Raw genomic sequence first — 22,570 nt, forward strand, 5'->3', positions numbered from 1 at the left:
GTGCCCTCGTTGGGGGCTGGCCCGGTCGCACGGCCGGTGCGGACCGCGCGCGGCGTCAGGACGGGGGCGCCTCGCGGACCCGGCGCGCGTACGCCTCGGCCAGCGCCCGGGTGACCTTGCCGACGCCGAACTCCCGTCCGTCCACGGCCCGCACGGGCTGGACCTCGTAGGCCGTACCGGTGAGGAAGACCTCCTCGGCCCGGGCCAGCTCCCCGGGCTCCATGGGCCGCTCGGACACCGCCAGGCCCGCCTCGCGGGCCAGGTCCATCACCGTGCGGCGGGTGATGCCGTCGAGGAACGTGTCGGGCGGCGGAGTGTGCAGCGCGCCGTCGATGACCAGGAACAGGTTCGCGCCCGTCGCCTCGGCCAGCCGGCCGCGGAAGTCCAGCAGCAGCGCGTCGTCGTAGCCGTCGCGTTCGGCGGCGTCCCGGGCCAGGGTGCACAGGGCGTACAGGGACGCGGCCTTCGCCCGCACCGGCGCGGTGTCGGGGGCGGGCCGCCGCCACCGCGACGTCCCCAGCCGGATGCCGCGCTCCTTCGCCTCGGCGGAGAAGACGTGCGGCCACTCCCACGCGGCCACGGCGACGTGGACGGAGACGCCCGCGCCCGAGACGCTGATGTGGTCGCTGCCGCGCCAGGCCACCGGCCGGACGTAGCCGTCCCCGACGCCCTGACGGCGGACCACCTCCGTGGTGGCCTCGTCCAGGGCGGCCACGTCGAAGGGCAGTTCGTACCCCAGCTCGCGGGCGGAGGCGGCCAGCCGGCGCGAGTGGTCCGTGAGCCGGAACGGCCGCCCGCCGTACACGCGCAGCCCCTCGAACACGGCGCCGCCGTAGTGCAGTCCGTGCGACAGCACGTGGAGCCGGGCGTCGCGCCAGGGCACGAACGCGCCGTCCAGCCAGACGACGCCGTCGCGGTCCTCGAAGGCGGGGGACGTCACCGATGTCGCCGACGTCATCGCACGGCCTCCTCGGGGGCGTAGTCGATGCGGATGTCGCGGGCGAGGGCGCGGTGGAACTCCTCGCCGTCGGCCGCCGAGCCGTGGTGGGAGAGCACGAACGCCGGGTAGCCGGTGAAGTCCGGGTAGGGCCGCACCACGTCACCGGGGAAGAGCATCTGGACCACGTGGTCCACGCGCGGATCGGCGCGCACGGCGTCGAGCCCGCGCACGGCCGCGATGCGGCCGGAACCGCCGCAGGGCACGATGTAGTTGCCCGCCGCTCCCGTGGCCCGCGCGAGGCCCTCCGCCTCCCCGGACGGCCCGGGGCCGAACGACTCGGGGGCCAGCCCGGCCGCGATCCGCAGGGCCTCGGCGGCGAGGTCCACCCCGGTCACGTGCCGGACGATGTGGTGGGAGACGCCCGAACCACCGATGCGCGCGCCCATCTCCAGCAGGTACGGCGTGCCGTCGCACAGCCGCAGTTCGGTGTGGGTGGGCCCGTCGGTGATCCCGAGCGCGGCGTGCGCGGCCGTCACCTCCCGGCGGACGGCCTCCTGGACGGCTGCGGGCAGCGGCGCGGGCGCCCGGTAGACGGACTCCTCGAAGTACGGCCCCTCGGGGCGCCCCTTGTACCCGATGGTGAGCACCCGGACCCGGCCCCGGTGGGCGAGCGACTCGACGGCGTACTCGGGGCCGTCGAGGTACTCCTCGACGAGGAGGGAGCCCGCGTCGTCCAGCCGCTCCCGGCAGTAGCCGGAGACCTCGGCGGCCAGCGGTCCGAGGGCGTCCGGCGTGTCCGCCCTGACCACACCGAAACTGGAGTAGCCGCGCGCGGGCTTGACGACGACGGGGTAGCGCAGCCGCGCGGCCTCCGCCAGCGCCCCGGGGCCGTCCAGGCTGACGAAGCGCGGCGTGTTGAGCCCGGCGGCGGCCAGGCGCTGCCGCATGATCCGCTTGTCCTGGGCGCCCAGGGCCGTGTCGTAGCCGATGCCGGGCAGCCCGAGCGTTTCGGCGGCGCGCGCCGCGAAGGGCACCAGGGGGTCGTAGAGGGTGAGGACGCCGTCGAACGGCTCGGCCTCGTGGCGGCGCCGCAGCGCCTCCAGGGCACCCGCCCGGTCCCTCTCCACGTCCAGGGGCAGCACCTCGGTGACGGCGGGCGGCAGCCCCTCCGGCGGCGGCTCCTCGTCCGGCCGGGGGACGAGGACGAGCCGGACCCCGGCGCGCTCGGCGCTCTCGAAGATCCACGGCAGGGACGTCCGCTGGTACAGGAGGACGACCGTGGCGGCGGGTGGGGTCATGGGGTTCCTCGGGTCCGGGGTGCGGGGTCGGCGTGCTCCGCGGAGTGTGCCGGGTCGGCGGGGTGCGCGGGAAGGGGCCGGGCCGGTCCCGCCGGGCCGCCGCCGCCCTCGGCGGGCGGGGCGGAACGCGCCCGCGCGGTGAGCCACACGCCCGCCAGGCACAGTCCGAGCAGGGCGAGCACGAGCGGGCCGGGCGCGGTGTCCCAGCCAAGCGCCCACTCGCCCAGCCGGATGAGGAGGGGGACGACCAGCGCGACGGCGGAGGTGAACAGCGGACCCCTGAGCAGGATGAGCGCGTGCGAGATGAGGAAGACGGGGGCGGTGAGGACGGCGCCGAGCAGCGCGATCCCGGCCCAGTCGCCCGGCCCGACGCCGTCCAGCGGGGTGAGGAACAGCGCGGCGGGGGCCAGCATGGCGGCGCCCGCCCCGGTGATGGCGGGCAGCGCGGCCAGCGGCGGGATGTCGGCCATCCGCTGCCGGTAGACGTAGCCGTACAGCGCGTAGGTGAACGTACCGGCGAGGGCCAGCAGCAGGCCCGCGGCGAGCGTCCCCGTCCCCCCGGCTCCCGGGCCGCCGCCCGCCGCGCCGCCGTCGGCCAGGGCGTAGCCGACGGCGGCGGACACGGCGATCAGCGTGCCCCCGGCCTTGCGGACGGTCGACTGCTCGCGGAAGGCGGCGACCCCGATGACGAAGGTCAGGCAGGGCAGCAGGCAGACGATCAGCCCGACCCCGGAGACACCGATCCGGTCGACGCCGAGGAGCGTGCCGGAGTAGTAGACGAAGAAGCCGAGGAAGGCCAGCAGCGCGACGGCGCGCGGGCGGGCCGCACCGGCCCGCGCGGCGGCCCGGGTGCGGGGGGTGAGCGCCGCGATGAGGGTGAGCGTGAGGAACGCGGCGGCCGTGCGTCCGGCCGCGACGGCCAGCGGGGGAGTCTGGCTGACGAGGTGCCCGGACAGCAGCCAGCCGGCGGCCAGCAGGGTCACCATGAGTGCGGAGAGCCCGGCCACGGCCGCCGGGCCGGTGCGCGGGCGCGGGCGCGATGGGAGGGGTGGGGGTGGGCCGGTCACCATTCCGCCCAGGAGAACCGCAGGGCGGGGAGCCGGTCCAGCCCCTGCTTGGCGCGCAGCAGGACGCGCTGGTCCTCGGTGAAGGCGTAGCGCTGCTTCGGTTCCCCTTCGGGCAGGAAGGTGCGCACGAGCTTCCTGGCCGCCGCGCGGTACGCGTCGTCGGTCGTCACCTCCGCTTCGATGCCCTCGACGGTGGCGACGTACTCGCGCAGCGCGCCGAGCGTCTTGTCGTGGTCCAGGTGGAGCAGGCCGCCGTCGTGCGGCGAGCCGGTGAGCGCGCCGTGCGCGCGCAGCCACGAGTAGAGGAAGACACCGGTGCCGGAGTCGAAGTTGCGGGTGGCGTCGTCCGCCTGCGGGTAGCGGAAGACCCGTTCGAGCAGGATCATGTCGATCTGCTCCCGGGCGTGCGGGATGCCGCCCCCGGCGCAGGCCAGCACCGTCTTGGCGTCGACCTTGGTCTCCTCCAGCAGGCCGACGAACCAGTTCATCTTCAGCGTGATGTGCTGGTCGAACGGCCACAGCCCCTGGTAGTGCAGCGAGTCGTGCAGGTAGCCCCAGACGGCTCTGGCCTCGTAGCAGGGCCGTGGCGCGAGCCCCGTGGAGGCCCGGGGCAGCGACTCGGGCGTGAGCACGGCCGCCGCACCCGGCAGGGCGTACGTCTCGTGGATCTTGCGCATCTTGTTGTAGAAGAACATCGCGTACGGCTGCTCGGCGACCTTGTCCCGGGCCGCCACGTTCTCGGGGAAGAACACCAGGCAGTTGCCCCGGGCGAAGCCCTCGCTGCCGGTGACGAGGATCAGGGACTGGCAGTTGTTCCGGGGGTGCGGATGCGTGGTCATCAGCGCGGGCAGTGCGGCCGGTTCCCGGCGCAGGGCGTGGAAGCACTCCAGGCGGCGGCCGACGGGCGGGGCGCTGTTGGTGCTCGTCAGCGGGGCGAGGAAGAAGACGGCGGCGCCGTCCTCGGGCGGTCGCAGCGCGTCGCGGGAGCGGGCGAAGTGGGGGGGCGTGCCGAGTCCGGCGGCGAGCCAGTCGTCGATGTCGGCGGCGAGCGCGTCGGCCTGCTCGTGGCGCGAGGTGCGCCGGTACCACGCGCACGCCGCGTCCCGGATCTCCGTCAGCAGCCGGTGGTCCCCGGCGGTGGGCGCGGCCACGGTGCCGTCGTCGGCCTGGCGGGAGCGGAACCGGTCCACCCGGGGGATCACCGTGGCGGACAGCTCGGCCGCGTCGGCGCGCACCGGGTCCGGCAGGGGCGCGTGCTCCGTCACCGGGCGGCTCCCACGGCCAGCGCCGCCTCCTCGGTGTTCCGCACGGCGAGCACCTGGTGGATGGTGAAGACCATGGGCACCCGGCCGAAGTCGCGCAGCACCCGCAGGCCGTGCCGCTGCGCGGCGACGAGGGTGGTGATGCAGCCCTCGACGAGCCCCTGGGCGCAGTCGGCGGCGGCCCGGGAGTTGCTGAGCACCTCGACCGTCCCGGCGTCGTCCGGCACGAGGCCGCGGGGCGCCGGGTGGGAGGCCACGGTGCGCGGCCGGGCCGTCCCCGCCGTGGCGAGGACCATGTTGTGCGTCGGCATCACGAAGCTGTCGACCATGTGCAGCCGGTGCAGGTTGCCGAAGACGAGGGTGTGCAGGGCGGGGTAGACGGCGCAGACGGTCAGGGCGTGCCGTCCGTCGTCGGGCACGGCCTCCAGCGCGGCCTCCACGGAGGTGTGCAGCTCCACGGTGCCCTCGACCCCGCGGCGGCGCAGCCACTCGTGGGACGCCGCCTCCAGGTTGGTGCCCTGCGGTCCGAGCGTGTGCAGGTGCCGGACGCCGTCCGGTCCTATGGCGGTCTCTTCCATCGGGTTCTCCTCCTCGTGGTCCGGCCGTGCGGCGTGCCGGTCGGGCACGCCGCACGGTCCGGTGCCGGCTGGGTCTACCGGCGGCTCATGTGCACGGGCATGGCGGTGATGCCCTGGATGAAGTTGGACCGCAGCCGCCGGGGTTCCCCGGCGAGTGCGAGGTCAAGGCCGTTGTCCGCCAACTTCCGGAAGAGTATGCCGAGTTCTGTCTGCGCGACCATGGCTCCGATGCACCGGTGGATGCCCACCCCGTACGACAGGTGCCGGTTGGGCGAGCGGGTGACGTCGAACCGGTGGGCGTCGGGGAACTGGGACGGGTCGCGGTTCGCCGAGACGTTCCACAGGGTCACCGAGTCACCGGCCGAGACGCGCCGGCCCCGGATCTCCAGGTCCTGGGTGGCGACCCGCATCACGTACGCGTTGGTGGAGCTCCACCGCAGGATCTCGTTCACCGCGCTGTCCACGGTCTGCGGCTGCTCGCGCAGCAGGGCGAGCTGGCCGGGGTTCTCCAGCAGGGCGACCAGCCCCGCGCAGGCCGTGTAGGAGGAGGTCTCGTTGCCGCCCACCGCCACGTTCATGCAGTTGTAGAGGACCATCTCCTCCGGCCACGGCCTGCCGTTGGCCTCGGCCTGGAGCAGGTAACTGGCCAGGTCCTCGCCCGGGTTGGCGCGCCGGTCCCGGACGATCTCGGAGAAGAACTCGAAGATCTCGGACTGCACCACGGCCAGCCGCAGCCGCTCGTCGTCGGAGGTGTCGCCGAAGAAGGGGTCGCGGAAGCCGATCATCCGGCGGGTCATGCCGATCAGCTCGTGCGCCTGCCGGTGCGAGACGCCCATCATGGCCATCACCGCCCCGGCGGGCAGCTCGGGGGCGATGTCGGTGGCGAAGTCGCAGCCGCCGTCGGCCACGGCCCGGGCCACCGCCGCGTCGACCAGTTCGGAGACCTGCCGGGCGATCTTCCTGATCATGCCGGTGGTGAAGGCGCGGTGCACCGCCTGCCGGATCATGCGCTGGCGCGGCGGGTCGGAGGCGACGAGCATGCGCCCGGCCGAGGGGTCGGCCTCGCTGCGGAACGACCCCCCCAGCATCGGGCCGCCCTCGGAGCTGAGGGCCGTGTGGTCGTTGTAGGCGGCGGCCACGTCGTCGTACGCGGACAGCACCCAGAACCCGCCGTCGCCCGAGCGGTGCCAGTGGACGGGGTCGTGGACGCGCAGCCGGTCGAAGACGGCGTGGTGCCGCCCCTCGGCGAACAGGTCCGGGTCGGTCAGGTCGGCCGTCGTCACGTTCATGCGGGGACGCCCGCCTTCCGGTCGCGGACCAGCGCTGCGAGCGCGGCCAGTTCACTGGTGCCGAGGATCTCCCGCGCGCTGACCTCGACGTCGAGTTCGCGCACGATGCGGCGCTGCATCCGGAACGCGAGCAGCGAGTTGCCGCCCAGGGCGAAGAAGTCGTCCTCCACACCGACCCGTTCCACGGTCAGCAGTTCGCTCCACAGCTCGGCGACGTACCGCTCGACGTCGTCCCGCGGCGCGGTCCGGGTGCCGTCCCTGCGCAGGTGCTCCGCCACCAGCTCCCGCAGCCGGTCCAGGTCCCGCTTGCCGTGGTCGTTGGCGGGGATCTCGGCGACCTTGACGAAGGAGCTGGGCACCATGAAGTCGGGCATGGCCGCCGTGGCGTACCCGCGCAGGTCCTTCAGCGACACCGTGTCGTAGGGCACGACCAGCGCGGTCAGGTGGCGGTCCCCGCCCTCGCCGGAGACGAGCACGGCCACGTCCTGCACCTGCTCGTGGCGGGCGACGATCCGCTCGACCTCGCGCGGTTCGACGCGGTAGCCGCGGATCTTCACCTGGTCGTCCGCGCGGCCCCGGTAGCGCAGGAGCCCGTCAGCGCCGCGGGTCACCAGGTCGCCGGTGGCGTACATGCGGCTGCCGTCGGCGGCGTAGGGGTCGGGCAGGAAGCGGTCCGCCGTCAGCCCCACGCGGCCCTGGTAGCCGCGGGCCACCCCGGGGCCGCCGATGTACAGCTCGCCCGTCCCGCCCTCGGCGACGGGGCGCAGCCCGCCGTCGAGCACGTACAGCGGCGTGCCCTCGATCTCCCGGCCGATGGGGACGCTGTCCACGTCCGGGCCGACCTCGGTGACGGCGTGGGCCGTGCAGGCCGTGGTGCCCTCGGTGGGGCCGTACAGGTTGTACAGCTCGCCCTTGAAGGAACCGGCCAGCAGCGCCCGGCAGGCGTCGGGGAGCACGACGTCCCCGCCGGTGTGCAGGACGCGCAGGGAGGAGAACGCGTCGCGGTCCTCCTGCACGACGTGGTTCACGGCCATGGTGGGCACGAGCATGGCCGTGATCTGGCGGCGCCGCAGCTCCCGCCCGAGGTCACCGGTGACCAGGTCCGGCATCGTGGGCAGGACGACGATCTCGGCGCCCCCGGCGAAGCCGCACCACGTCTCGAAGTGGAAGGCGTCGAAGGACAGGCTCGACACGTGCCCGACGCGGTCCTTCGGGGTGAGCGCGGGAAGCGCCGGGTTGGTGGCGAAGTGCAGGAGGTTGCGGTGCTCCAGCACGACGGCCTTGGGCCGGCCGGAGGAGCCGGAGGTGAACAGGACGCAGGCCGCCGCGTGCGGGGCGACGTCCGGCATCGCCTCGGGGCGCGGCTCGGTGTGGGCGTCGAGGACGAGTTCCAGGACGTCCACGCCCAGGCCGGCGACCCGTCCGGTCCAGCCGGGTTCGGTGAGCAGCAGCGCCGCGTCGCTGTCGGTGATCATCAGGTCGCGGCGGCTGTCCGGGTAGCGGGCGTCGACGGGCACGTAGGCCGCGCCCGTCTTGAGGATGCCGAGCAGCGCGACGAAGACCTGCACGCCGCGGCCGAGGTAGTAGGCGACCCGGTCCTCGGCGCCGATGCCGCGGGCCCGCAGGGCCTGCGCCAGCGCGTCGGAGCGCCGGTCGAGTTCGGCGTAGCCGAGGGCGCGGCCCTCGTGGCTCACGGCGGGCGCCTCGGGGTGCCGGGCGGCCGTGCCGCGGAACAGCGCCAGCAGGGTGCCGGGGCTGCCCGCTTCGGGCGCGCTGAGCGGGGTCGGGGGTTTGGTGTCCCTGCGTTCGGCTTCGGCGAGGCACTCCTCACGGGAGCCGGTGAAGCCGAGCGGCTCCCAGCCGCCGGGCACGGGCCGGTCGGCGGGCCAGACGCTCAACGGTCCGTGCGTACTCATCACCAGGTCGAAGCGGTCGTTCTCCGGCTCGGGCGACATAACGTCTCTCCTGTGTCTCGTGGCCCGGTGACCCCGGTGGGGCGTGGCGAACGGGCGTGACGGGCGGGCCAGGGAAGCGGGGGCGGGCGCTCGGAAGGTGCCGAGGCGGGTGGGTGCGGAAGGCGTGCGGGCGGGCCGGGAGGGGCGGCGGGGCCGCCGGGTCACAGACCCGCGGCGAGGCGGCGCTCCGCCTCGGCCAGCGTTCCGGGCGACTTGTTGAAGGCGACGCGGACGTATCCCGAGTCGCCGCGGTGGTCACGGAAGAAGCAGCGGCCGGGGACGACGAGGACCTTCCGCCGCTCGGCGAGCCGGTGGACGAACGTGCGGCAGTCCGCGTCCGTCACCGGCCGGATGCCCGCCATCACGTAGCAGCCGCCCTCGGGCGCGACGGTGTCCAGGCCGAGCCCGGCGAACAGCGCGACGGCGCGGTCGCGGCGTGCCGCCATGTCCTCCCGCGGGTTCCAGTCGCCGGTCAGGACTCCGGAGCGGGCGACGGCCCGCTGGAGCGGTCCGTTGGCGCCGAAGCTGGTGGCCAGGTGGACCTGGCGCAGCGCCTCGGTGATCCCGCGGCGGGCGCGCAGGAACCCCAGCCGCCAGCCGCTGACGGCGTGGCTCTTGGAGAGGCTGCCGACCACGATGGAGCGCTCGCGCAGCCCCGGCACGTCGGCCACCGACACGTGCCGCCTGCCGTCGTACACGAAGTCGGCGTACACCTCGTCCGAGACGACGGTGACGTCCCAGCGCTCGCACAGCGCGGCGAGCTGCTCCAGCTCGCCGCGGGTGAGCGTGCGGCCGGTGGGGTTGGCGGGGGAGTTGACCACCACCGCGCGGGTGCGCGGTCCGAAGGCGGCGGCCAGCTCCGCCGGGTCCCAGCGCCAGTCGGGTGCCCGCAGCCGCACGAAGCGCGGGACGGCGCCCGCCGTGGTGAGCGCGGCGAGGAAGTTCTCGTAGAAGGGCTCCAGCAGGATGACCTCGTCGCCCGGGTCGACGGTCGCCAGCATGGCCACGCACAGCGCCTCCGAGGCGCCCGTGGTGATGGTGACCTCGTCCCCGGCGTCGGCGGGTGTGGCGAAGCCGGCGGCGAGCTGTTCGCGCAGCAGGAGGTTGCCGCTGGTGTCCTCGTACTGGTTGTCGCCGCGCAGCAGTTCCTCGGCCGCGGCCTCCAGCACGGCGCGGGGCGGCAGCGGGCTGCCCGGGACGCCTCCCGCCAGGTCGAGCGCGCCCAGGGTGCGGCCCAGGTGCAGGACGTCGGCGAGCGCGCCCGAGGGCAGCCGCGCCAGCCGGGCGGCGCCGAAGGGACGGGTGCCGGTGGCCTCGGCGGTGGGGGCGGACGGCATGGGGTGCACCTCTTCAAGCATCTCGTGTGTCACTGCGGACTCCGGGCTCCCACGGTCGGCAGCCAGTACGGGCGGCGCTCCTCGTAGGCGGTGATGTGGGGGCCGCGGCGCATCGTCACGTCGATGTCGTCGAAGCCGTTGACCAGCAGCCACTGGGTCCGCTCGTCGAGGTCGAAGGACCACAGGCCGCCGTCCGCGGCCACGGTGCGGGCCGCCACGTCGACGGTGACCGTCAGGGAGCTGTCCGCCTCCGAGCGGTCCAGGAGCCGCCCCATCACCGGTTCGGGCAGGCTCAGCGCGAGCAGCCCGTTCTTGAGGGCGTTGCGCCGGAAGATGTCGCCGAACCGGGACGACAGCACGACGGCGAATCCCCAGTCGCGCAGCGCCCAGACGGCGTGTTCGCGCGAGCTTCCGGTGCCGAAGTCGGGTCCGGCGAGCAGCACGCTCGCCCCGGCGCGCTCCGGCGCCGTGAGGACGAAGCCCGGTTCCTTCCGCCAGCGGGCGAACAGCGCGTCGTCGAAGCCCGACCGGGTGACGCGTTTGCAGAACTCGGCGGGGCAGATCTGGTCGGTGTCCACGTCGCTGCGGCGCAGCGGCACGGTGCGGCCGACGTGGGAGCGGATCGGTTCCACGGGGGTTGCTCCTCAGTCCAGGTCGGCGGGCGCGGCGAGGCGGCCGGCGACGGCCGTGGCGGCGGCGACGGCGGGCGAGACCAGGTGGGCGCGGGCCCGCCCGCCCAGCCGGCCCTCGAAGTTGCGGTTGGACGTGGACGCGACGCGCTCGCTGCCCGTGACGCGGTCGGTGTTCAGTCCCGGGCACATGGAGCAGCCCGGGAGCCGCCACTCGGCTCCGGCGGACGCGAACACCTCGTGCAGCCCCTCACGTTCGGCCTGCCGTCTGACCTGCGCCGAGCCCGGTACGACCAGCATGCGCAACCCGGCGGACAGCCGCCTGCCGCGCAGCACCGCGGCCGCGCTCCTGAGATCCTCGATGCGGCTGTTGGTGCACGAGCCGAGGAAGACGGTGTCGATCTCCACCTCCCGCAGCGGGGTGCCCGGCTTCAGGTCCATGTACCGCAGGGCGCGGGACGCTCCGGCCTGTTCCGCCGGGTCGGTGAAGTCCTCCGGGTGCGGCACCTCGCCGTCCAGGCCGACCGTCTGCCCGGGGTTGGTGCCCCAGGTCACCTGGGGGGCCAGGCCGGTGACGTCGAGCGTCACGGTGCGGTCGAAGACGGCGTCCGGGTCGGAGGGCAGGGTGCGCCAGTACGCGAGCGCGTCGCGCCAGGCGGCCCCGGCCGGGGCGTGCGGGCGGCCCTCCAGGTAGGCGAAGGTGGCCTCGTCCGGGGCGAACATCCCGGCCCGCGCACCGGCCTCGATGCTCATGTTGCACATGCTCATCCGGCCCTCGACCGACAGCCCGCGCACGCCCTCCCCCCGGTACTCCAGCAGGTGCCCGGCCGCGCCGCCCACGCCGATCCGGGCGATGAGGGCGAGGATGAGGTCCTTGGGCCCGACGCCGTCCGGGAGCGTCCCGGTGAACTCGGCGGCCATGGTCCCCGGGCGCGGCATGGCCAGCGTCTGCGTGGCGAGCACGTGCTCGACGTCGCTGGTGCCGATGCCGAAGGCCAGGGCGCCGAAGGCGCCCAGGGTGGAGGTGTGGCTGTCGCCGCACACCGCCGACATGCCCGGCTGCACGAGCCCCAGTTCGGGCGCGACGACGTGGACGATGCCCTGCCGCTCGTGTCCGATCCGGTACAGCTCGATCCCGTGCTCCGCGCAGTTCCCGCGCAGGGCGTCCAGTTGCAGGCGGCCCGTGGTGTCGCGGACCTCGGGGCCGTCGGTGGGCACGTTGTGGTCCTCAAGGGCCAGTGTGAGGTCGCTCCTGCGCACCGTCCGGCCCGCCAGGCGCAGACCGTCGAACGCCTGCGGGGAGGTCACCTCGTGCATGAGGTGGAGGTCGATGTAGAGCAGGTCGGGCTCGCCCGCGCCGCCGTACACCAGGTGACCGTCCCAGAGTTTCTCCGCGAGGGTGCGTCCCATCAGCGCGTTGCCACCTCGGGGGCCGTCCGCCCGGTCCGCTCCCCGGCCAGCTCCACGGCCAGCCGCTTCTCCAGGACGCTCAGGTCCTCGCAGTCGCCGCCGGTGCGCTCGGCGACGTGGACCCGGTACAGCTCGGACAGGCGCTCCTCATCGACCTCCACGCCGATGCGCTCCAGCAGGTGGCGCAGCACGCTGCGTCCGGAGTGGCGGCCGATGAGCAGGGAACGCTCGCGCCCGAACCGGGACGGCTCGACGTACTCGTACGTGGCGGGGTTGCGCAGCACGCCCTGCTGGTGGACGCCGGCGGCGGTGCCGAACGCGTAGGTGCCGAAGATCGCCTTGTTCCGGGGCTCCTCCAGCCGGATGATCTCGCGCAGCGCGGTGTACGCCTCGTACAGCGGCTCGGTCTTGATGTCCGTGTACATGCCGTAGTGGTCGCGCTTGTAGGCGAGCAGCGCGACCAGCTCCTCCAGCGGGGTGTTACCGGCGCGCTCGCCGATGCCGCCGAGGGTGACCTGGGCCTCGTCGGCGCCGGCCTGGAGCCCGGCCACCGCGTTGGGCAGGGACAGCCCGAAGTCGTCGTGGCAGTGGGTCGAGATGCGCACGGGGGACGGGGCCCAGGAGCGGAACCGGGCGATGAGGTCGCCGTACTGGTCGGGCGTCATGCAGCCGGAGGTGTCGCCGATGACGAAGCAGGTGGCGCCCGCTTCGACGGCGCTCTCGGTCAGGGCGCGCAGCAGCTCGTCCTCGCCGCGGCTGGCGTCCTCGATGGGCACGGAGACGGAGTCCACGCCGAGCGACTTGGCGAACGCAACCGTGTCGACGACCTCGTCGACGGCTTCCTTGCGGGTGATGCCCCGCTTGTACTTGAGGTGCATGTCGCTTCCCGTGGCCATCACCTGCACCTCGTGACGGGCGGTGCCGCCGGCCGCGACGGCCTGCTCGACGTCCCCCCGGACGGCGCGGCAGAACGTGACGAACCGGGCGGTGGTGAGGTGCCGCGCAATGAGCCTGGTGGCCTCGAACTCGCTCGGCGAGGACGCCGGGAATCCGGTCTCGATGGAATCGACGCCCAGGGCTTCGATGCGGAGCGCCATATCCAGCTTCTGCTCGGGAAGCATGGCATTGGCCGGGGCTTGTTCCCCGTCACGGAGTGTCGTGTCGAAGATGGAAATGCGGCGCGCTGAAGTCTGCTGACTCATGATCCCCCACAACAAGTGACGGTCAAAGGGGGAGAGGCGAGGACGGGCACAGAAAGGCAGCCGTCTTCGGCCGGTGGACCCCCCTCGCGCATCCACCGGGCAACGCCCAGACGCTACCTCGGTGCTGAAGCAAGAGTCCATCAAGACCCGAGAAATAACGCTTTTGTCTCAAGGAGCGATACACACAAGGGGGCAAATGCCGCACAAGGGGGCGATCCAGCCGGCTGTCGGTCGTGCGCGGACCCGACCAAGTCCCCACAGTGGGCGCCTAGTTGACCTTGGGGCCCGGTGGCGGCCCCGGAGCGGTCACCCTTGTTCGCCGCGCGGGTGCGTTGCTAGCGTCTCGGCCGCGTCCTCCTTTCTCCCGTAAGGCGCTCGCACTTTCCGGAATTCACGCTTCCGTCAGCCCTGTCCATTCCGCATGTCTTCGAGGTGCGCATGCAGTCCACCGGAAGTTACGTAAGGTTTTCCAAGGCGGGCGCCCAGACGCGCCTGCTCGCTTTCCACCACGCCGGGGGGTCGGCGCTTTCGTTCATGCCGACCTTCAGGTCGCTCCCGGCTGATTGCGAGCCGTGCGTCTTCGAGTTGAGCGGACGGGAAGGTTCCGGAGGGGAGGGCCACGCGCCGCACTTCGCAGCGGCTTTCACGCGCTTTCTGCCGGACGCCCTTTCCCTCGTCGACCGCCCGGCCATCATTTTCGGTCACAGTCTCGGAGCCCTTTTCGCGCACCAGCTCGCCTGTGCCCTCCCCGCTGACCAGCAGGCCCTCGTGCACGCCGTGATCGTCTCGGCCCACCGGCCGCCCCGGGTGACGGCCGAAAAGGCCACCCACCCCGGGGCCCCGTTCGTCGTACGCACCCATGATTCGCTGCTGCAAGATTTGCAGAGGTTCGGCGGTGTCTCCGCCGAGCTTCTTGCGGACGCCGACTTCAGGGAAACGGCCGTCACACTCCTCGGCCACGACCTGCACCTGGCGGACACCTACGCCGAGCCCGCCGGACCGGCGCCGCGCATCCCGTACCACGTCTGGTACGGGACCGACGACGCCACCCTGGACGCCCGGGAGCTGGCGGGCTGGGACGAGGCGTGCGCCGCCCCCGTGGTCCACCGCGGCTTCCCCGGCGGCCACTTCTACCCCTACGAGCGCGGCGAGTCGGCCGCGGCGCTCGGCGCGCTGGCCGCGGAGGCCCGGGCGGCGTCCGGCCGCCCCGTGCCCTGACCCCGGCGCCGGCAGAAGACCAGCGCACCGGCGGCCACCAGCAGCGGGAGCGCGAGCAGCGGGCCGCTGAAGACCAGCACCACCAGCGTGAACCCCACGGCGGCCACCGCCGCCCACCACAGCGGCTGCCGCCTCGGCAGCAGGGCGACGGCGGCCGCCGTACCGGCGGCCGTCACCGCGGCCAGGAACGCCGACGTCACCCGCATCAGCGGATCCAGCTCCGTTCCGGCGACCGCGACCACCGCGGTCAGTGCCCCGGTCAGCACGGCCTGCACCAGCAGGCTGCGCCGGGGCACCTCGCCCGCGCCGCTGCCCTTGGCCAGCCACCGGGGCAGCACGCCGTCCCGGCCCAGGGCCGCCCCCAGCCGGGCGGCACCGGCGATGAACGTGTTGACGGCGCCGAAGGTCAGGCAGACGGCCGCCGCCGCCGTCACCACGCGGGCGCCGGGTCCGACGCCGCGCTCCAGCAGGAGCATGAGCGGCACCTCGGACGTGCCCGCGCGGGCGCCCAGCACGCCGACCGTCACGACCGACAGGGACAGGTACAGCACACCCACGACGCCCAGGGTGATCCCGGTGGCCCGGGCGAGGTGCCGCTTCGGGTCGGCGAACTCCGCGGACAGGTGGCTGGCCGCCTCCCAGCCGCTGAAGGCGTAGAAGAGCACCACGGCCGCCGAGCCCACGGAGGCCCACCCGCCGGGCATGAACGGGGTGAAGTTCCCGGTCGACAGGTGCGGGGCCGCCGCGACGGTGGCGACGACCAGCAGCAGCACCAGCACCGCGCACAGGGCGAGCTGCACCCGTCCGGAGAGCTGGAGGCCCACGTGGTTGGCGGCGAAGGCCGCCGCCAGGATCAGCACCGCCCCGGCCAGACCGGCCCCCCGGCCCAGGCCGAGCGCCTCGGCCACGTACTGCCCGCCGATCATCGCCCCGGCCAGGACCCCCACCGGTACGGCGGCGTAGAACCACCAGCCGACGCAGGCCGCGGCCCGCGACCCGAACGCCCGCGCGACGAACGTCGCCACGCCGCCGCCGTCCGGGTAGCGGGCGCCCAGGGCGGCGAAGGACGCGGCCACCGGGACGCTCAGCAGCAGCAGCCCGATCCAGGCGACGACGGAGCCGGGGCCCGCCTCCGCCGCGGCGAGTGCGGGAAGCGCGAGGACCCCCGGGCCCAGCACTCCCCCGATGTACAGCGCGGTGCCTTCCCCCAGCGTGAGCCGGCCACCCCTCATGACGTCCTCTTCCCCATGGTCCGCGGCCGCCGCGGCACCGCGCCCCCGCACGGTGGAGCCGCCGCCCGCCGCACAGTCGGTCGGTCAACGGCCCTCAAGTTAGGACGACGTACGGCTGCCGGGCCCGGCCGGTGAACCAAATACACGATCGGACGGTCCTACCGGGTGTGGACGAACTTGATTCGGCGATCATCACCCGGCTCCAGGCAGACGCACGGCAGACCAACCGCGAACTCGCCCGCTCCCTGGGCATCGCGCCCTCGACCTGTCTGGAGCGCGTGCGGCTCCTGCGCAAGCGTGGCGTGATACTCGGCTACACGGCACAGGTCTCACTCCCCGCGCTCAACCGCCACGTTCAGGCGCTCATCGCGGTGCAGGTACGGCCGCTGAACCGGGAGGTCGTCGACGGGGTGCGGCGCACCCTGCGCGCCCTGCCGGAGGTGCTGGCCGTCTTCGTCCTGGCCGGCGGCGACGACTTCGTCGTCCACGTCGCCGTCCAGGACGTCGGACAGCTGCACAGCTTCCTCATCGACCGGCTGAGCGGACGCCGCGAGATCATCGGCTTCCGCACCTCGGTCATCTACCAGCACGACGAGACCGCCGTGGTGACCCCGCTCCCGCCCGGCGTCAGTCCGGGCTGACCCCGCGTCCGCGTGCGGCGGCGAGCCGCCGCACGCCCTCCTCCAGATAGGGCAGTGGCTTGCAGAACGCGAACCTGGCCAGCCAGCTCGGCGTGCCCTGGCTCTGGTAGAAGGCGCTCGTGGGCACGCAGGCCACCCCGGCCGCCTCGGGCAGTTCACGGCAGAAACGGGTGCCGTCCTCGTGGCCCCAGCCGCGCACGTCCGCCTGCACGAAGTAGCCGCCCTCGCCCGCGACGGCCGGCAGCCCGACCGCGCGCAGGCCCTCGGTCAGCAGGGCGCGGCGCTCCCGCATCGCCGCGCGCAGCTCCCGCGCCCACGGCTCCGTCTCGCCGAGCATCCGCGCGACCGCGAACTGGAAGGGCGCGCCGGTGGCGAAGGTCAGGAACTGCTTGGTGGCCCGCACGGCGGTGACCAGGTACGCGGGGCCGCACGCCCAGCCGATCTTCCAGCCGGTGACGTTGAACGTCTTGCCCGCACCGGACACGGCCAGGGTCCGTTCGCGCATCCCCGGGAGGGAGGCGATCGACACGTGCCCGGGGCCGTCGTAGACCAGGTGCTCGTACACCTCGTCGGTGATCACCGTGAGGTCGTTGTCGCGGCACACCGCCGCGATGGCGTCCAGCTCGGCGGCGGTGAAGACCTTGCCGGTCGGATTGTGCGGGGAGTTGAGCAGCAGCACCCGCGTGCGCGGGGTGACCGCCTCCCGCAGCGCCTTCTCGTCCAGTGCCCAGCCGGTGCCGTCCAGGGCCAGCGGGGCCGCCACCAGACGGGCGCCCGCCATCCCGGTGACGGCCGGGTAGGCGTCGTAGCACGGGTCGAAGGTGAGGACCTCGTCGCCCGGCCCGCAGAAGGCCAGCAGCGCGGCGGCCACCGCCTCCGTCGCCCCGGTGGTGACGACGATCTCGTCCTCGGTCCGGTAGCCGACACCGGCGAACTCCTCGCGGTGCGCGGCGACGGCCTGCCGCAGCGCGGCCACCCCGGCGGCCGGCGGGTACTGGTTGTGCCCGTCGGCGATCGCCTCGCGCGCGTAGTCGAGCAGCTGCGGCGGGGACCACAGGTCCGGCACGCCCTGCCCGAGGTTCACCGACCCCGTGCGGTTGGCCAGTTCGGTCATCTCCGTGAAGATCGACGCGCCGATCCCGCGTATCCGGGCTGCGGGGAGCCAGCCCTCCGCGCGCGGGCCGGGGCCGTCGTGCGTGTCGTCGGACAAACCCGTGCCTCCAGTGGTGTCGGTGCGTCCGCCCGCCGCCCGCCTGGCCGCGCGCTGCCAGGCGGCGGACGGCGGGCGGGGAGCGGCGGGCGGACGCCCGCGAGGGTCAGGAGCCGAACTCCCAGGAGTTCATGTACGTCTGCTGGTCGCTGGTGAGGGTGTCGATCTCCACGCCCATGGTCTGGAGCTTCACCTGCGCGACGTGCTTGTCGATCTCGGTCGGCACCTCGTGCACGCCCGGTGCCAGCGAGGCGTGGCTCTTGGTGAGCCACTCGGCCGTCAGCGCCTGGTCGGCGAAGGACATGTCCATCACCGACGCCGGGTGGCCCTCGGCGGCTCCGAGGTTCACCAGCCGGCCCTCGGCGACCAGGAGCAGGCGGCGCCCGTCGGGCATGATGTACTCGTCCGTCTGGTGGCGGATGCGGGGCCGCTTCTCGACCGCCATCTCGCCCAGCCCCACGACATCGACCTCGACGTCGAAGTGGCCGGCGTTGGCGAGGATGGCGCCGTCCTTCATGACCTCGAAGTGCTCCTTGCGCAGGGCACCCCGGTTGCTGGTGACGGTGATGAAGACGTCGCCGATCCGGGCGGCCTCCATCATCGGCATGACGCGGTAGCCCTGCATGAGGGCGTCGAGCGCCTTGGTCGGGTCGATCTCGGTGACGACGACGTGGGCGCCCAGGCCCGCCGCGCGCTCCGCCAGGCCCTTGCCGCAGAAGCCGAACCCGCCCACGACGACCGTCTTGCCCGCGAACAGCAGGTTCGTCGCCCGCATGATCGCGTCCAGCGAGGACTGGCCCGTGCCGTAGCGGTTGTCGAACATGTGCTTGGTGTCGGTGTCGTTCACCGCCACCATCGGGAAGCGCAGCGCCCCGTCCGCGGACATCTGGCGCAGCCGCACCACGCCCGTGGTCGTCTCCTCGCACCCGCCCTTGATCCGGTCCAGCAGCTCGGTGCGGGTCGTGTGGAGGGTGTTGACGAGGTCGCACCCGTCGTCGAAGACGAAGTCCGGCTCGACGTCGAGCGCGGAGTTGATGTGCGCGTAGTAGGTGTCGCGGTCGACGCCGTTGCGGGCGAAGACGCTGACGCCGTACTCGTGGACCAGGGCCGCCATGGTGTCGTCCTGGGTGGACAGCGGATTGCTGGCGCAGGCGGCCAGCTCCGCGCCGCCCGCCTTCAGGGTGCGCAGCAGGACGGCGGTCTCCGTCGTCATGTGCATACACGCCGCGTATCGCTGGCCGGCAAAGGGCTGCTCCTTGGCGAAACGCTCCCGGATTTCCCGCAGGACGGGCATGGAACGCTCCGCCCACTCGATACGGGCGACGCCCTGAGCGGCGAGTCCGGAGTCGGCGATGTCGTGCTGAGGAAGATCAGGCATGGCCGCAACTCTATCCACACGCGGCCCGGCATGGACAGGTTCCGGCCTTTCGGCCCGGCCCGTCCACGCCGGCCGCACGAGTGGTCAAGTCGCTTGCGGCTCCGCCGACTTGGACCGGCGGGCCCCCGGGAGGGCCACGGTGAGCAGCAGCGCGGTGCCCAGGGCGATGGCCGCGCCGACCGCGAACGCGGTGCCGTAGTTCTCGGCGTGGACGGCCGTCGTGACGGCCTTTCCGGAGCCGGAATCCCGTTCCGCGATGGCGATGAGGAGAACAACGCACAACGCGGTGCCGAACTGCACGGAAGTGTTCAGCAGAGCGCCCGCGAGTCCTTGTTGCTCACCGGGCACCTCCATGGTCGCCGTGATCGTGGAAGCGGTGAAGAAGGCCGAGAATCCGATTCCCGTCAGCGCCAGTCCCGGCAGGAGAACGGCCGCGTAGGAGGAGTCGGCCGAAATACGGCTGAGCACGAAGACGCCGCCCGACACCGCGAGGGCCCCGGCCACGCACACCGCCTTGGGCCCCAGCCTGGTCACCGCGGCGGCGGCGAGGGGCCCCGCGACGATGACGGCCAGCCCGAGCGTGAGGAAGATCAGGCCGGTTTCCAGCGCGTCGCGCCCCTGGACCTGCTGGAGGAACAGCGACAGGGTCAGGGCCACGGCCCCCATGACCCCGGGCACCAGGAGGGCGCCGAGGTTGGCCATGGAGACGCTGCGGAAGCGGAAGACGCCCAGCGGCACGAGCGGGTTCGCGGTCCTGGCCTCCACGACCAGGAAGCCCGCCAGTGCCACGACGCCGACGGCGATGCCCCACGGCGCCGCCGTCCCGTCCGACTCCAGCGAGCTGAGGCCGAAGATCAGACCGCTGACGCCGACGGTGGACAGCACGGCACCCGGCACGTCGTAGTGGCGCGGCCCGGTGGCCGGGGCGTCGGCGGCGATCAGCCGCAGCGCGGCGACCATGGCGAAGCCGGCCAGCGGCACGTTCACGAAGAAGACGGCCCGCCAGTCGGCGAACTGGGTCAGCAGGCCACCGGCGAGCACGCCGATGGCGAAGCCGCTCGCGGAGGCGGCGCTGAACCAGCCCAGGGCCTTGTTGCGGGCCGGGCCCGGCGGTGTGCCGGTGGTGATGAGGGAGAGTACGGCCGGGCCGATCAGGGCCGCCCCGGCGCCCTGGAGCGCGCGCATCGCCACGAGGAGGCCCGGGTTGCCCGCGAGGCCGCCGACGAGGGAGGCCGCGGTGAAGACGCCCAGGCCCACGAGCAGCATCCGCCGCCGGCCCAGGAGGTCGCTGAGCCGTCCGCCGAGCAGGAGCAGTCCGCCGAAGGCCAGCGCGTAGATGCTGACGACCCACTGGACGCCGCCGGGGGAGAATCCGAGCGACTCCTCGATCTGCGGCAGCGCCACGTTGACGATCGAGAAGTCCAGGAGCATGAGCAGCTGGACGCCGCAGAGCAGCACCAGTCTCCAGGGGCCGGGTTCAGCGGGTAAGGCGCTGCCCCCCGCCGTCTTGGCCGTCACGCCGGGCTCTGTGGTCACGCGTCGTCGCCTCCTCGGTCGTCTGCGGCACGCCCGGCGAGTGTAGGGCGCCCGCATGACGGCGGGGGGCCGGGAGACCCACCTGCCGGTGCCGGAGATGAACTTTCAGCCACGTGATGTCCAAGCCGTCCCGAATACCCTTGCTGAGCACGGGAGTTGGCAGTTAGTTTCGACGGTCGAAAGGGGGTACGACGTGCTGTTCGAGGAACGGGGATTACGCACGGAAAGCACCACAGCACCCTTGACCAGCCACACGTCGGACGGGCGGGCCCGTACCGGAGGAGGGCCCGCGGGCCACCGGCCCGGTTCTCGTGCCGTGCCGGGAGGAACCTGCCGGAAAGGCGGGGCTCATGAAGGTTGACGCGTTACGGACCGCCGAGGAGTACGTGGCGTCCCGCTTACCCGGCCACCGCTTCCCGGACCTGTCCGACTTCACACTCGACCACGACCTGTGCCTGTCCATCGCCGACTGGTACGAAGCCGCGCCCCACTCCAGCGGCACGGCCGGGGAGAGGCACCAGTACGCGGTCTTCAAGGCCGAGACCCGGCGGCAGTACGAGGCCATGCGCGCGGCCGGGGTGGAGGTACGTCCGTGGGTGCGGGAAGGCCAGCCCTACCGGAACTCCGCCGACCTGCGCCGCGAGGTCACCGCCACCGGCGTCCTGTACGTCTACCTGACCGGCAACGGGCACGGCCAGAGCGGCTCGTCGCCCGGCGTGGCGGGGCACCCGATGGTGGAGACCAGCGATTACCTGATCGACGGCGTCAGGTTCGTCCACAACGACGTCTTCCGCGCCGTGCACGACTTCTTCGGCCACGTGGCGCACGGCAATCCCTTCTCCGCGCGCGGAGAGTTCCAGGCGACCTGGGACCACTGCCACATGTACCCGCGAGACTGCCACCCGGTACTGCTGTCCGAGACCATCGGACAGGTCTGCTGGTTCTACTTCGGAGCACACCTGCGGGACCAGGACGGACGGCTCCCCGAGCCCGGGTCACCCGGCTACGTCAGACCGAGGGACCGGCCGTACTCGCCGCAGAAGACGACGCCCATGCCCCAGGCCCTGGTGTCGACGTATCTCTCTCTCATGAAGCAGGTGAACTGATGGCGACTGAGCCCAGCTCAGGAGGTTTCCACCGGGACGTGCGGGCCGACTTCCCGATCCTGGCGGCCGACCTGGACGGCAGACCCCCGGTCTACCTCGACAACGCGGCGACGACGCAGAAGCCGCGTCAGGTGCTCGACGCCATGCACGCGTACTACTGCCAGGACAACAGCAACGTCGGCCGCAGCGTGCACACGCTCAGCATGCGCGCCACCGACCGCTACGAGCAGGCGCGCGAGCGCGTGGCCCGGTTCGTGAACGCGTCCGGCGGCAACGAGATCGTCTTCACCAAGGGCACCACCGAGTCGGTCAACCTGGTGGCCGAGGGCTTCGGCCGCGAGTTGCTCCGGGCCGGCGACGAGGTCCTCATCAGCGGGCTGGAGCACCACTCCAACCTGCTCCCCTGGCGGCGGCTGTGCGAGCGGACGGGGGCGGTGCTCAAGGTCGCCGCCGTCGACGAGCACGGCGAGCTGTCCGCGGCGGCGTTCAGCGCGCAGCTCTCCGACCGCACCCGGATCGTCGCCGTCGCCCACGTCTCCAACGTGCAGGGCACGGTGACCCCGGTCGGCGAGGTCATCGAGGCGGCCCACGCCCGTGGTGCCGTCGTCGTCGTGGACGGCGCCCAGGCCGTCGCCCACCGCGCCGTCGACGTCCAGGCCCTCGACGCCGACTTCTACTGCTTCTCGGCGCACAAGATGTACGGCCCGCTGGGCACCGGCGTGCTGTACGGCAAGGCCGGCCACCTCGCCCGGATGGAGGCGCTGCTCATGGGCGGCGGCATGGTGCGCCGCGCCAGCTACGACGGCCCGCTGACCCTGGCGCCCCCACCGCACCTGATGGAGTCGGGCACCCCCAACATCGCCGGCGCGGTGGGACTGGCCGCGGCGATGGACTACCTCGACGACCTCGGCGTGGAGCGTGTCGCGGCACACGACGCGGAGCTGACCGCCCGCGCCGCCGCGGGGCTGCGCGCCCAGGACGGCGTCACCGTCTTCGGCGCGCAGCGCCCCGAGGGCGGCATCGTCTCCTTCGCCGTGGACGGCATCCACCCCTACGACGTGGGCAACCACCTCAACAACGCCGGCATCGCCACCCGGACCGGGGTGCACTGCGCGATGCCGTTCGTGGACAGCCTGGGGGTCGTCGGCACGGTGCGGGCGTCCTTCGGCGTCTACAACACCGCCGAGGAGGCCGACCTGCTGGTGGAGACGGTGAAGACGGCGGAGAAGGGCTTCTGGTCGCTCGAACACCCGAACGACCGCTCCCTGGCCGGCTGAACGGA

General features: G+C 73.2%; 19 protein-coding genes. 4 read left to right on the forward strand and 15 right to left on the reverse strand.

The features are described 5' to 3' along the window. Positions 1–55 precede the first annotated feature (55 nt). The 11 genes from V1J52_RS18365 to V1J52_RS18415 all read right to left on the reverse strand — a co-directional run bounded on the left by V1J52_RS18365 (position 56) and on the right by V1J52_RS18415 (position 12,967). Complete coding sequence (locus V1J52_RS18365) at positions 56–958, reverse strand: branched-chain amino acid aminotransferase (RefSeq protein WP_330140937.1); 903 nt, start codon at positions 956–958, stop codon at positions 56–58. After that, positions 955–2,238 (reverse strand): ATP-grasp domain-containing protein, encoded by a 1,284-nt coding sequence (locus tag V1J52_RS18370; protein ID WP_330140938.1) that lies wholly within the window; start codon positions 2,236–2,238, stop codon positions 955–957. Before V1J52_RS18370 ends, V1J52_RS18365 begins: the two co-directional genes overlap by 4 nt. Continuing rightward, the gene (locus V1J52_RS18375; protein ID WP_330140939.1) at positions 2,235–3,224 is read right to left on the reverse strand and encodes an EamA family transporter; all 990 of its coding nucleotides are present in this window, start codon (positions 3,222–3,224) and stop codon (positions 2,235–2,237) included. Before V1J52_RS18375 ends, V1J52_RS18370 begins: the two co-directional genes overlap by 4 nt. Positions 3,225–3,301: 77 nt before the next feature. Next, positions 3,302–4,570 (reverse strand): DUF6421 family protein, encoded by a 1,269-nt coding sequence (locus tag V1J52_RS18380; RefSeq protein WP_330140940.1) that lies wholly within the window; start codon positions 4,568–4,570, stop codon positions 3,302–3,304. Beyond that, complete coding sequence (locus V1J52_RS18385) at positions 4,567–5,145, reverse strand: type 2 periplasmic-binding domain-containing protein (RefSeq protein ID WP_330140941.1); 579 nt, start codon at positions 5,143–5,145, stop codon at positions 4,567–4,569. The genes V1J52_RS18380 and V1J52_RS18385 overlap by 4 nt, the downstream gene beginning before the upstream one ends. A gap of 74 nt (positions 5,146–5,219) precedes the next feature. Next, entirely contained in the window at positions 5,220–6,434 is a 1,215-nt protein-coding gene (locus V1J52_RS18390) for a cytochrome P450 (RefSeq protein WP_330140942.1), read from the reverse strand. Continuing rightward, positions 6,431–8,389, reverse strand: coding sequence for an amino acid adenylation domain-containing protein (locus tag V1J52_RS18395; RefSeq protein ID WP_330140943.1), 1,959 nt, complete (start codon positions 8,387–8,389; stop codon positions 6,431–6,433). The genes V1J52_RS18390 and V1J52_RS18395 overlap by 4 nt, the downstream gene beginning before the upstream one ends. A 161-nt stretch (positions 8,390–8,550) precedes the next feature. Continuing rightward, on the reverse strand, positions 8,551–9,726 hold the full coding sequence (locus V1J52_RS18400; RefSeq protein ID WP_330140944.1) for a pyridoxal phosphate-dependent aminotransferase: 1,176 nt from the start codon (positions 9,724–9,726) through the stop codon (positions 8,551–8,553). A gap of 29 nt (positions 9,727–9,755) precedes the next feature. Beyond that, positions 9,756–10,358 carry a 3-isopropylmalate dehydratase small subunit gene (gene leuD / locus V1J52_RS18405; RefSeq protein WP_330140946.1) on the reverse strand — a complete coding sequence of 201 codons (603 nt, stop codon included), beginning with the start codon at positions 10,356–10,358 and terminating at the stop codon, positions 9,756–9,758. Positions 10,359–10,370: 12 nt separating this feature from the next. Further along, positions 10,371–11,765: a 3-isopropylmalate dehydratase large subunit gene (gene leuC, locus V1J52_RS18410; protein ID WP_330140947.1), complete on the reverse strand. Its 1,395-nt coding sequence runs from the start codon at positions 11,763–11,765 to the stop codon at positions 10,371–10,373. Next, positions 11,765–12,967, reverse strand: coding sequence for a LeuA family protein (locus V1J52_RS18415; protein WP_443075859.1), 1,203 nt, complete (start codon positions 12,965–12,967; stop codon positions 11,765–11,767). The genes leuC and V1J52_RS18415 overlap by 1 nt, the downstream gene beginning before the upstream one ends. Before the next feature lie 534 nt (positions 12,968–13,501). On the opposite strand from V1J52_RS18415, the gene V1J52_RS18420 reads away from it, so the two are divergent. Continuing rightward, on the forward strand, positions 13,502–14,185 hold the full coding sequence (locus V1J52_RS18420) for a thioesterase II family protein (protein WP_330140949.1): 684 nt from the start codon (positions 13,502–13,504) through the stop codon (positions 14,183–14,185). Here V1J52_RS18420 and V1J52_RS18425 read toward each other — a convergent pair. Beyond that, positions 14,104–15,417: an APC family permease gene (locus V1J52_RS18425; protein WP_330140950.1), complete on the reverse strand. Its 1,314-nt coding sequence runs from the start codon at positions 15,415–15,417 to the stop codon at positions 14,104–14,106. The two genes, V1J52_RS18420 and V1J52_RS18425, sit on opposite strands and share 82 nt — an antisense overlap. Positions 15,418–15,584: 167 nt before the next feature. On the opposite strand from V1J52_RS18425, the gene V1J52_RS18430 reads away from it, so the two are divergent. Further along, entirely contained in the window at positions 15,585–16,058 is a 474-nt protein-coding gene (locus tag V1J52_RS18430; RefSeq protein ID WP_330140951.1) for an Lrp/AsnC family transcriptional regulator, read from the forward strand. Here V1J52_RS18430 and V1J52_RS18435 read toward each other — a convergent pair. From V1J52_RS18435 to V1J52_RS18445, 3 genes are all read right to left on the reverse strand, one after another. Then, positions 16,045–17,268, reverse strand: coding sequence for an aminotransferase class I/II-fold pyridoxal phosphate-dependent enzyme (locus tag V1J52_RS18435; RefSeq protein ID WP_330140952.1), 1,224 nt, complete (start codon positions 17,266–17,268; stop codon positions 16,045–16,047). The two genes, V1J52_RS18430 and V1J52_RS18435, sit on opposite strands and share 14 nt — an antisense overlap. Before the next feature lie 106 nt (positions 17,269–17,374). Further along, the gene (locus V1J52_RS18440; protein WP_330140953.1) at positions 17,375–18,646 is read right to left on the reverse strand and encodes an adenosylhomocysteinase; all 1,272 of its coding nucleotides are present in this window, start codon (positions 18,644–18,646) and stop codon (positions 17,375–17,377) included. 84 nt (positions 18,647–18,730) lie between these two features. Continuing rightward, complete coding sequence (locus V1J52_RS18445) at positions 18,731–20,182, reverse strand: MFS transporter (protein WP_330140954.1); 1,452 nt, start codon at positions 20,180–20,182, stop codon at positions 18,731–18,733. Between the two features lie 350 nt (positions 20,183–20,532). Here V1J52_RS18445 and V1J52_RS18450 point away from each other — a divergent pair, with 350 nt between their 5' ends. Together V1J52_RS18450 and V1J52_RS18455 are read left to right on the forward strand one after the other, a co-directional pair. After that, positions 20,533–21,288, forward strand: coding sequence for a crotonobetainyl-CoA--carnitine CoA-transferase (locus tag V1J52_RS18450; RefSeq protein ID WP_330140955.1), 756 nt, complete (start codon positions 20,533–20,535; stop codon positions 21,286–21,288). Next, positions 21,288–22,565, forward strand: a complete 1,278-nt coding sequence (locus V1J52_RS18455) for an aminotransferase class V-fold PLP-dependent enzyme (RefSeq protein ID WP_330140956.1) — start codon at positions 21,288–21,290, stop codon at positions 22,563–22,565. Before V1J52_RS18450 ends, V1J52_RS18455 begins: the two co-directional genes overlap by 1 nt. Positions 22,566–22,570 lie beyond the last annotated feature (5 nt).

The organism is Streptomyces solitudinis, from assembly GCF_036323765.1.
Lineage (GTDB): Bacteria > Actinomycetota > Actinomycetes > Streptomycetales > Streptomycetaceae > Streptomyces.

Coding starts and splice junctions, on each gene's coding strand:
- V1J52_RS18365 (WP_330140937.1), bottom strand. CDS start 958: ATGACGTCGGCGACATCGGTGACGTCCCCCGCCTTCGAGGACCGCGAC.
- V1J52_RS18370 (WP_330140938.1), bottom strand. CDS start 2,238: ATGACCCCACCCGCCGCCACGGTCGTCCTCCTGTACCAGCGGACGTCC.
- V1J52_RS18375 (WP_330140939.1), bottom strand. CDS start 3,224: ATGGTGACCCTGCTGGCCGCCGGCTGGCTGCTGTCCGGGCACCTCGTC.
- V1J52_RS18385 (WP_330140941.1), bottom strand. CDS start 5,145: ATGGAAGAGACCGCCATAGGACCGGACGGCGTCCGGCACCTGCACACG.
- V1J52_RS18390 (WP_330140942.1), bottom strand. CDS start 6,434: ATGAACGTGACGACGGCCGACCTGACCGACCCGGACCTGTTCGCCGAG.
- V1J52_RS18395 (WP_330140943.1), bottom strand. CDS start 8,389: ATGTCGCCCGAGCCGGAGAACGACCGCTTCGACCTGGTGATGAGTACG.
- V1J52_RS18400 (WP_330140944.1), bottom strand. CDS start 9,726: ATGCCGTCCGCCCCCACCGCCGAGGCCACCGGCACCCGTCCCTTCGGC.
- leuC (WP_330140947.1), bottom strand. CDS start 11,765: ATGGGACGCACCCTCGCGGAGAAACTCTGGGACGGTCACCTGGTGTAC.
- V1J52_RS18415 (WP_443075859.1), bottom strand. CDS start 12,967: ATGAGTCAGCAGACTTCAGCGCGCCGCATTTCCATCTTCGACACGACA.
- V1J52_RS18420 (WP_330140949.1), top strand. CDS start 13,502: ATGCCGACCTTCAGGTCGCTCCCGGCTGATTGCGAGCCGTGCGTCTTC.
- V1J52_RS18425 (WP_330140950.1), bottom strand. CDS start 15,417: ATGAGGGGTGGCCGGCTCACGCTGGGGGAAGGCACCGCGCTGTACATC.
- V1J52_RS18440 (WP_330140953.1), bottom strand. CDS start 18,646: ATGCCTGATCTTCCTCAGCACGACATCGCCGACTCCGGACTCGCCGCT.
- V1J52_RS18450 (WP_330140955.1), top strand. CDS start 20,533: ATGAAGGTTGACGCGTTACGGACCGCCGAGGAGTACGTGGCGTCCCGC.
- V1J52_RS18455 (WP_330140956.1), top strand. CDS start 21,288: ATGGCGACTGAGCCCAGCTCAGGAGGTTTCCACCGGGACGTGCGGGCC.